Here is an 11,307-nt window from a genome sequence, read left to right as displayed (position 1 = left end):
CAATTCAACCACTTGCGTCCTGCGCCGAACGTACGCCGGCTTGGCGGGGGCAAAAGGGTGGTCATTGTACACAGCGACACAGAGGCTCACAAATTTGACGACGAAATGTCGCAAATTCATGTCGCATTTGTGAAAGGTTTAAAGCGATCTGCTGTGCTAGTCAAAACTTTTTTAATTTTGACCGCAACGACTCAAAGACTACTGTGACGCAGACACCACAAGGCACGCGACCTGGAAGGAAGCGCGCACTCGTAGAAATTTTGAGGTGCTTGGAGAGGCGGCCTGGGTAAGGCCGCCGAATCTTCAGCGAGTTGTTGCCAGTTCCTGTTGGACGCTGGCGACAGTGCGAGGCCAAGGTTTACCAGCCTGAACCTTCGCTGGCAAGGCCTTGATGGCAGAAACGGCCGCATCACGATTGGCAAAGTTGCCGTAGGTGATCACGTAAAGCGGTTTGCCGTTGAGGACTTTCTTGAAATAACGGTACTCGCCGCCCTGCTCTTTGACGAAGTTTTGCGCAGTGGCTTCGGAGCTGGTGCCGAGGATCTGCACCACGTAGTTGCCGGTCGGCTGGCCGGCGTACCAGCTGCCACCGGCAGCCTTGGCGACGGTCGCCGGCTTCTCGGCCGGTTTGGCGGCAGCCACTGGCTTGGCCGGCGCTGGAGCCGGTTTCGCCGCTGGCGCTGCCGGAGCAGGCTTGGCGGTGGCAACTTGCGTCGGCGCCGGCGTCGGCTTGGCGGCTGGCAACGGAACCGGAGTCGGCGCAGGACCGGCCGGAACGCCCGCAGGTGGCGCGGAAGTGGTCACGGTTGGCGGAGTAGCGCTGGAACCTTCCAGCGGCACGCCATCGTCGCCTTCGGTAATGCCACCGGCCGCTTCGGCCAGCGGGCCGCGCATCACCGGTTGCGAGTTGCCGACCAGCGGCAGCGGCATCGGCTGTGTATTACCGGCGAACTCGACGTTCGGCGCGCCGCCATTGGCTGCGCCCTGGCCCAATGGCAACTGTGCCTGCTCATTGGCCGGTGCACCGGTGGTCGGCGCCTTGTTGCGACCCGGCATCAGCCAGGCGGCGGCGACCGCGACCACAACGACGGCAGAAATGGCCAATACGTGTTTCTTCGGCATGTTGAACCCCATACTTGGACGCTTGACCGCAGAGCGGCTGGCAATCATGACTTCGATCAGAGCATCGCGAGCGACCTGGTTGATGTTGCCCGGCCAACCCTCGGCACTTTCGTGAATATCAGAGATCTGATCTGCGCTGAAAAGTTCGACACCCCGGCCCGCACCTTCGAGCCGTTGGTCGAGATATTCGCGGGTCTCTTCTTCGGTGTACGGCTGCAACTCGATGACGTGGAAACGCTCTTCCTCAAGGTGCAAAGCCTCGAGCTGAGCGATCAGCGACGACTCACCGAACAGGAACACGTGCGGGCGACCTTCCGGTGCGCCGGCACCCAGCGCCATCAGCGCTTCAAGGGCGGATTCATCGAGCTGCTCGGCGTCGTCCACCAACAGATAGACTTCCTGGCCGGTCAGTGCGAGTTGCACCACTTGATCCAGAATCGCGCCAACTTCGGCCTGAGCGACGTTCAGCGCCTGCGCCACCTGGCGCAGCACGCCAGCGGCATCACCGGCACCACGGGCGGAAACCACCACGCTCTGTACCGACTGCTTGTTGGTGCTGGCGACCAGCGCCTGACGCAGCAGCGTCTTGCCGCTGCCTTGCGGCCCGGTGACCACCAGCAGCAACTGGCTATAGCGCGCCAGATGATGCAATTGACCCAGCACCGGTTTGCGCTGGGCCGGGAAGAACTTGAAACCCGGAACGCGTGGCGCGAACGGGTCGTGACTTAACTGGAAATGGCCGAGGAACGCCTCGTCGGCATGCAAACTAGTCATCGGAATCTTATTAACCTTTAAGCTGAGCCAGGGCGCGGTAATCCGCTCCCAGCGTGGCCTGTAGAACCTCTTTCGGATAATCGTCGGTCACTACCGCTTCGCCCATCCGGCGCAGCAGCACCAGGCGCAGACGACCGTCGATCACTTTTTTGTCGATTGCCATGTGTTGAAGAAAATCGGCTTCGGTCATTTCCGTCGGCGGCACCACCGGCAGGCCGGCGCGCTGGAACAGACGAATACCGCGATCACGCTCCTGCTCACTGATCCAGCCCAGACGCGCGGACATCTCCAGCGCCATCACCGTGCCAGCCGCGACCGCTTCCCCGTGCAACCAGACACCATAGCCCATGTGGGTCTCGATGGCGTGGCCGAAGGTGTGGCCAAGGTTGAGCGTGGCGCGCACACCGGTTTCCTTCTCATCGGCACCGACCACCGCAGCCTTGGCTGCGCAGGAACGCTCGATGGCGTAAGTCAGGGCCTTCTGGTCCAGTGCGCGCAGGGCGTCGACGTTGTCTTCGAGCCAGGTCAGGAACGGCTCGTCGCAGATCAGCCCGTACTTGATGACTTCGGCCAGACCGGCGGACAGCTCGCGCTCTGGCAGGGTTTTCAGCGACGCGGTATCGATCAGCACCACGTTCGGCTGATAGAACGCGCCGACCATGTTCTTGCCCAGCGGGTGATTGATGCCGGTCTTGCCGCCCACCGACGAATCGACCTGGGACAGCAATGTTGTGGGAATCTGGATGAAGTCGACGCCGCGCTGGTAGCAGGCAGCGGCGAAACCGGCCATGTCGCCGATCACACCGCCGCCGAGGGCGATCACGGTGGTACGGCGATCATGACGGGCGGTCAGCAGACCGTCGAAGATCAGTTGCAGGGTTTCCCAGTTCTTGAAGGCTTCGCCGTCCGGCAGCACCACGGAGATCACCGAGTACTGCGCCAGGCTGCGAGTCAGACGTTCGAGATAGAGCGGCGCAACGGTCTCGTTGGAGATGATTGCCACCTGCCGCCCATGGATATGCGGTGCCAGCAACTCGGACTGATCCAACAAACCTTCGCCAATATGAATCGGGTAGCTGCGCTCGCCTAGATCGACCTTGAGTGTCTGCATGTGTCCCCACAGTGAAGATGGAAGCAGGCGTCCTGCCCTGAATTATTGGTTATCTGCGGCCTATAGCGGGTATGACGCCGCTCGCCCGCCATCCGCCACAACCTCGGCGGGCTGTGACAGGACGCCGAGGATAGCGCATTTCGAGCGATGCTTTAACGGGGAGGCAACTGCGCCAGACGATCGAGAATATCGAGCACGACCATGCGTGGCGGCCGTTCGTCGGTTTCCACCACCAGATCGGCGATTTCCCGATAGAGCGGATCGCGGATCGCCAGCAGGTCGCGCAGGGTTTTCTCCGGATTGGCAGTGCGCAGCAACGGTCGATTGCGGTCGCGAGCCGTGCGCCCGACCTGCTGTTCGACGGAGGCGTGCAGATACACCACTCGCCCACCCTCATGCAGGGCCTTGCGATTGGCATCGCGCATGACTGCGCCACCGCCGGTCGCCAACACCACGCCATCGAACGCACACAGCTCGGCAATCATCGCCTGCTCACGGTCACGAAAGCCGGGTTCGCCTTCCTTGTCGAAGATCCACGGGATATTGGCGCCCGTGCGCAGTTCAATTTCCTTGTCGGAATCTTTGAACGGCAGGCGCAGCTCTTTGGCCAGCAACCGGCCGATGGTGCTTTTGCCAGCGCCCATCGGTCCTACAAGAATCAAATTTCGCACAGAATCAACGACTCACAGCAATCGCCTGGTTATTCATGATACGTGGTGTGAGAAATACCAGCAGCTCGGATTTTTTCTCCGAAACCACATCACGCCGGAAAAGGCGGCCAAGATACGGCACATCGCCAAGAAATGGCACCTTATCTACGACCTTGCTTTGAGTATTTGAGAAAACACCGCCAATCACGATGGTTTCGCCGTCGTTGACCAGCACCTTGGCGTTGACCTCGTTTTTCTTGATCGGCGGCACATCCTGCACTTTGTTCAGGTAATCCGGTTCGTCCTTGGTGACTTTGACCTCCATGATGATGCGGTTGTCGGGGGTGATCTGCGGGGTGACTTCCAGCGACAGCGAAGCCTCCTTGAACGACACCGACGTCGCGCCACTGGAACTGGCTTCCTGATACGGAATCTCGGTGCCTTTGAGGATTTTTGCGGTTTCCTTGTCGGAGGTGACCACCTTCGGCTGCGAGACGATTTCGCCGTTACCGGTCTTCTCCATCGCGGTCAGCTCTAGATCGAGCAGCACGTTGTCGGTGATGAAAGCGATGCCGATCCCTGAGGTATTGCCCACTGTGCCCATGTCGACGAACGGCGAGTTGGTGCTGGTGCTGCCCGGCGTGCCGATGGTCGTCGATGAACCGTTGACCCCGGAAGCGTTCCAGTTGCCCTTGTTCTGGATCGAGCCGCCCCAGCGCACGCCGAGGCTTTTGTCGTAATCGACGTTGGCTTCGACAATTCGCGCTTCGATCATCACCTGACGCACCGGAATATCCAGTTGCGCCACGATCCGCCGCAGCTCATCGAGTCGATCCTGCGTCTGATAGGCAATGATGTTATTGGTCCGCTCATCCACTGTAATCGAACCGCGTTCGTCGATTTTCGCCTCGGCACTGGTCACCGACTGAAACAGCTTGGCAATGTCCGCGGCTTTGGCGTAGTTCACCTGCAACAGCTCGCGGCGCAACGGCGCCAGTTCGGCGATCTGCTTCTGCGACTCCAGTTCCTGGCGCTCGCGGGCAGCGATTTCATCGGCCGGCGCCACCAGCAGCACATTGCCGATCTTGCGTTTATCCAGGCCTTTGGTTTTCAACACCAGATCCAGCGCCTGATCCCACGGCACGTTTTGCAGACGCAAAGTGATGCCACCCTGCACCGTATCGCTGGCGACCAGGTTGAGGTTGGTGAAGTCGGCGATCAGTTGCAGCACCGAGCGCACATCAATGTCCTGAAAATTCAGCGAGAGCTTTTCGCCGACGTAAGCCTGACGATCTGCGTTACGCTTTTGCAGATCATCGACGGTCATCGGCCGGATGCTGACGGTCAGTTTGTTGTCGGTCTGGAAGGTGGAGTACTCGTAGGTGCCACTGGGTTCAACGGTAATAACCGTGCGATCAGCGCTCACTCCGGCATTGACGAATTGCACCGGTGTGGCGAAATCCTTGACGTCGAGGCGTACGCGCAGCTTTTCCGGCAATTGCGTGCGGGCGAAGCTGAGGATGATCTTGCCGTCATGCTCCTGGATATCCGGAGCGATGGTCGGGTCAGACAGGTCGATGACGACATTGCCTTCACCTGCCGTACCGCGCTGGAAGTCCACACCGCGAATCGCCCGGGTTTTCGGCACAAATGCCCTGGCGGGCGCAGGCGCTTTAGCGGTAACGCGCGGCGCAACGGCAGCAGGACGCGACACGGGTGCCGGTGCGCCCTGACCGACCACTACGAACAGATTATTGCCCTCGACCCGCGTGCTGTAAGGCGCGAGCTGCGTCAGGCTGACAATCAGCCGCGTCCGCTCCTTGGCCTCAACCACCGTGGCCGTGCGCGCATTGCCACTACCCAGATCGAGGTTCTTGTTGGGCAACTGACTGGCGACACCGGGCAGGTCCAGCGCAATCCGTGCCGGCGATTCGGTGGTGTAGCCCTTGGGTTGTGGCGGCGGGCCGTCGAACGACAACTTCAGCTCGACGCGATCACCCGGCAATGCCGCCACGTCCAGCGTCTTCAGATTGGCCGCGAGTACCATCGGCGACATCAGCGCTATCCATAGCGAAAAACCGAGGGTGGAGAAAATCCTGTTCATTGTTCGACTTCCACTATGAGTGCTCTTTCAAAGGAATGGTGCGCGGACGCTCCAGCCAGGCGCCTTCGCCGTCGGGAACGATCTCGACCACATCGACCTGGGTGGCGCTGATGGCGACGATGCGACCGTCGTTGCGCCCCAGGTAATCGCCGACTTTCAATCGATGCACGCCGCCAGCACCGCGCAGCAGCGCGAAGGAGCCGGAAGCATTGGCAATCGTGCCGACCATCTCGAACTGCTCGATGTTGAAACCTTCGAGGTATTGCTTGACCCGATTGGGGTCGGGCTTGACGTTGCGCGAGCCATGTTTCTGCCCGGCCAGATCGACACGCACCTGGCGCGAGAACGGACTGCGCAGGTTGGCCGCGCTGTAAGTGAATGTCGGGTAAGACCGGAATGTCGGGGTTGGTTCAATCTTGCCTGCCGGGCGCAGGCGTACTTCATTCATGTAGGCATCAAGATCGCTGAAGTCATCGCTGCCACCACAACCATTCAACGCGAGCAGCGTCATCGACAACGCGATGCAACGAATCGGGCTCATTTCTGCAGCCCCTTGTCGTTATACCGGTAGGTCTTGGCAAGGATGCTCATGCGCAGCTTCGGCCCACCCTCTTTATCGGCAGGAGCGAGTTCGAAGTCATGCAAGGTAACGATGCGCGGCAGCCCCGCCACGCCACTGACGAAGGTAGCAAGGTCGTGATAGGCGCCGGTGACGGTGATCTGGATCGGCAGTTCGATATAAAACTGCTGAGTGACCTCCGGCAGCAGCTTGATCTCTTCGAACTCCAGGCCACTGCCCAGACCAGTACGGGTGATGTCCTCGAGCAGGCCCGGCACCTCGGTGTCACTGGGCAATTGCCGCAACAACACGCCGAAGGTGTTTTCCATCTCCTTCATTTGCTGGGTGTACAGCTCAAGGTTGGCTGACAGCCGCGCCTTGCTGGCGAACTGCTCCTTGAGCGTGGCCTCTTCTTCGCGTTTGGCCTCCAGCTGGCTCTCCACATCACTGATAAAAAAGTTATAGCCGAGCGCCAATACCAGCACCATCAACAGCGCCCCGGCGATGGCTTTCACTGCCGCCGGCCACGAGCCGATGTTGCTGGTATCGAGGTCGTTGAAATCGATGTCGCGCAGACTTTCCAGCCATTCGGACGGCTTCATTGCTCGTCCTCCAAGGTGCGTGGCTGGGTCTGCCGCACGGTCAGTTCAAACGTGTTGGCCTGATCCACTTGACCTGCGGTCGTCGCTTTCACCTCATTGAGGCTCGGTGCGTCGAACCAGTCGGAGGCATCCAGATTGCGCATCAGCTCGGAGACCCGGTTGTTCGATTCTGCGGCGCCACTGATCGACAGTGTCTTGCCAACCATCTTCACGTCGGTGAAATACACCCCGTCCGGCAGCGTGCGTGCCAGTTGATCGAAGATCCGCCCGCTGATCTGCCGGTTGCCCTGCAAGTCCTGGATGATGCGCATGCGTTCGACCAGTTGCTGGCGGCGCGCCTTGAGATCGCTGATCTGTTTGATCCGTTCGTCGACCACGGCGATCTGCTTGCCGATGTAGTCGTTGCGCGCCACTTGCCGCTCGATGGCCGCGCTGATGACCTGATCGGCAATCAGCACCGCGCCCACCGAGCCGACCACCACGCCGATCAAGGCCAGCAGAAAGCGTTTGCGCCGCTCTTCGCGACGCTCTTCGCGCCAGGGCAGGAGGTTGATCCGCGCCATCAGTCGAAACTCCTGAGCGCGAGCCCGCAGGCGATCATCAGAGCCGGCGCATCGCTGGCCAGTGCCCCAGCGTTGACCTTGCTGCTCAAGGCCATGTTGGCAAAGGGGTTGGCCACTTGCGTTGGCGTGTTCAGGCGTTGCTCGATCAAGCGGTCCAGCCCGGGCACCGACGCCGTGCCGCCGGCCAGCAGAATGTGATCGACCGCGTTGTATTGCCCGGAGGCGAAGAAGAACTGCAAGGAGCGCGACACCTGCTGCACCAGCGCCTCGCGAAAGGGTTGCAAGACCTCGCTGATGTAATCATCGGGCAGGCCGCCCTGCTTTTTCGCCAGCCCGGCCTGCTCGAGGGTCAGGCCATAGCGGCGCTGGATTTCCTCGGTCAGTTGTCGACCGCCGAACAGTTGTTCGCGGGTATAGATGATCTTGCCGTTGTGCAGGACGCTGAGGGTGGTCATGGTCGCGCCGATGTCGACCACGGCGACGGTCAGGCGCTCCTGAGAGGCGGCCAGTTGTGTTGCCAGCAAGCCGAACGAGCGCTCCAGGGCGTAGGCTTCGACATCGACTACCCGCGCGGTCAGCCCGGCGAGGGCCAGCGCCGCCTCGCGAACTTCGACGTTTTCCTTGCGACAGGCGGCCAGCAGCACGCTGACCCGCTCGGGGTTGCGCGGCGACACGCCCTGGACTTCGAAATCGATGGCAACTTCGTCCAGCGGATAGGGAATGTATTGGTCGGCTTCGATCTTGAGCTGGTTTTCCAGTTCGTCGTCGGACAGCCCGGCGTCCATCTCGATGATCTTGGTGATCACGGCGGAACCGGCCACTGCCACCGCCACGCTCTTGAGCCCGGTGCGCGCCTTGACCAGCACGCGGCTCACGGCCTGACCGACACCTTCAAGCTCGGCGATGTTCTTTTCGACCACGGCGTTGACAGGCAATGGCTCTACCGCGTACGCCTCGACCCGGTAGCGATCACCCTGACGGCTCAGTTCCAGCAGCTTCACTGATGTGGAACTGATGTCGATCCCCAGTAACGTATTGGCCTTTTTATTGAAGAGTCCCAGCACTACCAATTCCCTATGACTTTCCGTGAGTTACGGACTCTGTAATACGCATTGCGTTCCTTCACCCCGTCTTGACAGAAGCGCAAATGACGCCCCCAGCAGAAAAGTGCTTATAATGCCCAGCGTTTTTTTTCCGCTTTTTACTGCAAGCGCGGATGGTTCTGTGTAGCCGGAACCCCGTCGCCAAATTCATTCTTTGCACTGGATGTCCAAAAGCCTTGATTCGTCTGCTGAAATTTTTCGGTTGGTCCATCGTCGCCGTTTTCTGCGGACTGCTTTTAGGTCTCAGCGGCGCGTTTCTTTACCTTAGTCCGGGTTTGCCGTCTGTGGAGGCTCTGCGAAGCATTCAGTTGCAGATTCCGTTGCGCGTCTACTCCAGCGATAACAAGTTGATCGCAGAGTTTGGCGAAATGCGCCGTACACCGATCCGTTTCGCCGACATTCCGCCCAATTTCATTAATGCGTTACTAAGTGCTGAAGACGACAATTTCGCCAACCACTATGGCGTCGATCCGAGCAGCCTGATGCGCGCCGCGACCCAACTGGTCAAAAGCGGCCACATTCAGTCCGGCGGCAGCACCATCACCATGCAGGTGGCGAAGAACTTCTTCCTGACCAGCGAACGCAGCTTCTCGCGCAAAACCACTGAAATTCTTCTGGCACTGCAGATCGAGCGGCAACTGACCAAGGACGAAATCCTTGAGCTGTACGTGAACAAGATCTATCTGGGCAACCGCGCCTATGGCATCGAAGCGGCGGCGCAGGTGTATTACGGCAAATCGATCCGCGATGTCAGCCTGGCGCAGATGGCGATGATCGCCGGCCTGCCGAAAGCCCCGTCGCGCTTCAACCCGCTGGCCAACCCGGCGCGCAGTAAAGAACGCCGCGACTGGATCCTTGGGCGCATGTACAAGCTTGGCAAGATCAGCGAAGCGGATTACACCGCCGCCATCAATGAACCGCTGAACGCCAGCTATCACGTGCCGACCCCGGAAGTGAACGCGCCGTACATCGCCGAGATGGCCCGTGCCGAAATGGTCGGCCGCTACGGCAGCGACGCTTACACCGAAGGTTTCCGCGTCACCACCACGGTCCCGAGCAACCTGCAGGAAATGGCCAATACCGCGCTGCACGAAGGTTTGATGACCTACGACCAGCGCCATGGCTACCGCGGCCCCGAGTCGCGCCTGCCAGGCAAGACGCGCGAAGCCTGGGCCAGTGAGCTGACCAAACAACGCACCATCAGCAGCCTCGAACCGGCCATCGTCACTCAGGTCGACAAGAACGGTCTGCAAGTGCTGACCCGCACCGGCGAAGAACACGTCGCCTGGGACACCATGAAATGGGCACGACCGTTCCTCAACACCAACAGCATGGGCGCCAATCCGCGCCAGCCGTCGGATGTCGCGGCGGTCGGTGACCTGGTTCGCGTGCAGCGCCAGAAAGACAATTCGCTGAAATTCAGCCAGATCCCGCAAGCGCAGGGTGCGCTGGTGTCGCTGGATCCGCAGAACGGTGCGATTCGCTCGCTGGTCGGCGGTTTTGCCTTCGAACAGAGCAACTACAACCGCGCGATGCAGGCCAAGCGTCAGCCGGGCTCGAGCTTCAAACCGTTCGTCTACAGCGCCGCGCTGGACAGCGGCTACACCGCTGCGACGCTGGTCAACGACGCGCCGATCGTGTTCGTCGACGAGTACCTGGACAAGGTCTGGCGCCCGAAGAACGACACCAACACCTTCCTCGGCCCGATCCGCTTGCGTGAAGCGCTGTACAAGTCGCGTAACCTCGTGTCGATCCGCCTGCTGCAGGCCATGGGCGTGGGCAAGACCATCGACTACATCACTCGCTTTGGTTTCAACAAGCAGGATCTGCCGCCCAACCTGTCGCTGGCGCTGGGCACTGCAACGCTGACGCCGATGGAGATTGCGACCGGTTGGAGTACGTTCGCCAACGGCGGTTACAAGATCACCCCGTACATCATCGACAAGATCGAAAGCCGTAATGGCGACACGCTGTTCGTCGCCAATCCGCCGACCGTGCCGCAGGGTGGTTCGGCGACGGACGGTATCGCGGCGCCGCACACCGATTCGTTTACGGTCAACGCCACACCTGTTGCGGGCGAAGTGCCGGGCAGCGCGGCCGAGCCGCAGGCACCAGCCGTGGCCGAGCGAATTGTCGACGGCCGCACCACGTACATCCTCAACAGCATGTTGCAGGACGTGATCAAGCTCGGCACCGGCCGTCGCGCGCTGGCCATGGGCCGCAGCGATATCGCCGGTAAAACCGGTACCACCAATGAATCGAAAGATGCGTGGTTCTCCGGTTACAACGCCGACTACGTGACCACGGTGTGGACTGGCTTCGACCAGCCGGAAAGCCTCGGTCGTCGTGAATTCGGCGGTACTGTGGCGCTGCCGATCTGGATGAACTACATGTCGGCTGCACTGAAGGACAAGCCGCCGCACGTGCAGCCTGAGCCGGAAGGTTTGCTGAGCCTGCGCGTGGACCCGGTCAGTGGCCGAGCGGCGACGCCGAGCACGCCAGGCGCGTATTTCGAGCTGTTCAAGTCTGAAGACACGCCGCCGTCGGTGAATGAGCTGGGCAATGGCACTGCGCCGGGCAGCCCGTTGCCGGCGGATGAGCAGGCGCCGATCGATTTGTTCTGATCCGCTGACACTGAAAAGCCCCGCCTTCGATTGAAGTGCGGGGCTTTTTATTGCCTGAAGATCAAGAGCCCCTCACCCTAGCCCTCTCCCAAAGG

9 protein-coding genes are annotated in these 11,307 nt (G+C 60.6%); 1 reads left to right on the top strand and 8 read right to left on the bottom strand.

Annotation, left to right across the window (positions count from 1 at the left end):
- Positions 1 to 303: 303 nt before the first annotated feature.
- From RMV17_RS01920 to RMV17_RS01885, 8 genes are all read right to left on the bottom strand, one after another.
- A complete protein-coding gene (locus tag RMV17_RS01920; protein WP_034152953.1) occupies positions 304 to 1,896 on the bottom strand; it encodes an AAA family ATPase in 1,593 nt (530 codons plus the stop codon).
- 10 nt (positions 1,897 to 1,906) lie between these two features.
- Positions 1,907 to 3,007 carry a 3-dehydroquinate synthase gene (aroB, locus tag RMV17_RS01915; protein ID WP_034152954.1) on the bottom strand — a complete coding sequence of 367 codons (1,101 nt, stop codon included), beginning with the start codon at positions 3,005 to 3,007 and terminating at the stop codon, positions 1,907 to 1,909.
- Positions 3,008 to 3,159: 152 nt separating this feature from the next.
- Positions 3,160 to 3,678: a shikimate kinase AroK gene (aroK, locus tag RMV17_RS01910; protein WP_025110261.1), complete on the bottom strand. Its 519-nt coding sequence runs from the start codon at positions 3,676 to 3,678 to the stop codon at positions 3,160 to 3,162.
- Between the two features lie 4 nt (positions 3,679 to 3,682).
- Complete coding sequence (gene pilQ, locus RMV17_RS01905) at positions 3,683 to 5,761, bottom strand: type IV pilus secretin PilQ (protein ID WP_311885152.1); 2,079 nt, start codon at positions 5,759 to 5,761, stop codon at positions 3,683 to 3,685.
- A 13-nt stretch (positions 5,762 to 5,774) separates the two neighbouring features.
- Complete coding sequence (locus RMV17_RS01900; RefSeq protein WP_034152956.1) at positions 5,775 to 6,302, bottom strand: pilus assembly protein PilP; 528 nt, start codon at positions 6,300 to 6,302, stop codon at positions 5,775 to 5,777.
- Positions 6,299 to 6,922 carry a type 4a pilus biogenesis protein PilO gene (gene pilO, locus RMV17_RS01895; protein WP_016983853.1) on the bottom strand — a complete coding sequence of 208 codons (624 nt, stop codon included), beginning with the start codon at positions 6,920 to 6,922 and terminating at the stop codon, positions 6,299 to 6,301. Before pilO ends, RMV17_RS01900 begins: the two co-directional genes overlap by 4 nt.
- Positions 6,919 to 7,485: a PilN domain-containing protein gene (locus RMV17_RS01890; protein ID WP_034152958.1), complete on the bottom strand. Its 567-nt coding sequence runs from the start codon at positions 7,483 to 7,485 to the stop codon at positions 6,919 to 6,921. The genes pilO and RMV17_RS01890 overlap by 4 nt, the downstream gene beginning before the upstream one ends.
- Positions 7,485 to 8,549 (bottom strand): pilus assembly protein PilM, encoded by a 1,065-nt coding sequence (locus RMV17_RS01885; RefSeq protein ID WP_311885147.1) that lies wholly within the window; start codon positions 8,547 to 8,549, stop codon positions 7,485 to 7,487. Before RMV17_RS01885 ends, RMV17_RS01890 begins: the two co-directional genes overlap by 1 nt.
- Positions 8,550 to 8,767: 218 nt before the next feature.
- On the opposite strand from RMV17_RS01885, the gene RMV17_RS01880 reads away from it, so the two are divergent.
- Positions 8,768 to 11,212 carry a penicillin-binding protein 1A gene (locus RMV17_RS01880; protein ID WP_409373124.1) on the top strand — a complete coding sequence of 815 codons (2,445 nt, stop codon included), beginning with the start codon at positions 8,768 to 8,770 and terminating at the stop codon, positions 11,210 to 11,212.
- Positions 11,213 to 11,307 lie beyond the last annotated feature (95 nt).

This window comes from Pseudomonas sp. VD-NE ins (assembly GCF_031882575.1).
GTDB classification, from domain to species: domain Bacteria; phylum Pseudomonadota; class Gammaproteobacteria; order Pseudomonadales; family Pseudomonadaceae; genus Aquipseudomonas; species Aquipseudomonas fluorescens_BZ.
The sequence above is the reverse complement of the archived record's forward strand: the minus strand, read 5'-3'. Positions and strand labels throughout refer to the sequence as shown.

What these genes read in the sequence shown, in the direction of transcription:
- RMV17_RS01920 (WP_034152953.1), bottom strand. Translation starts at nt 1,896, where the DNA reads ATGACTAGTTTGCATGCCGACGAGGCGTTCCTCGGCCATTTCCAGTTA.
- aroB (WP_034152954.1), bottom strand. Translation starts at nt 3,007, where the DNA reads ATGCAGACACTCAAGGTCGATCTAGGCGAGCGCAGCTACCCGATTCAT.
- pilQ (WP_311885152.1), bottom strand. Translation starts at nt 5,761, where the DNA reads ATGAACAGGATTTTCTCCACCCTCGGTTTTTCGCTATGGATAGCGCTG.
- RMV17_RS01900 (WP_034152956.1), bottom strand. Translation starts at nt 6,302, where the DNA reads ATGAGCCCGATTCGTTGCATCGCGTTGTCGATGACGCTGCTCGCGTTG.
- pilO (WP_016983853.1), bottom strand. Translation starts at nt 6,922, where the DNA reads ATGAAGCCGTCCGAATGGCTGGAAAGTCTGCGCGACATCGATTTCAAC.
- RMV17_RS01890 (WP_034152958.1), bottom strand. Translation starts at nt 7,485, where the DNA reads ATGGCGCGGATCAACCTCCTGCCCTGGCGCGAAGAGCGTCGCGAAGAG.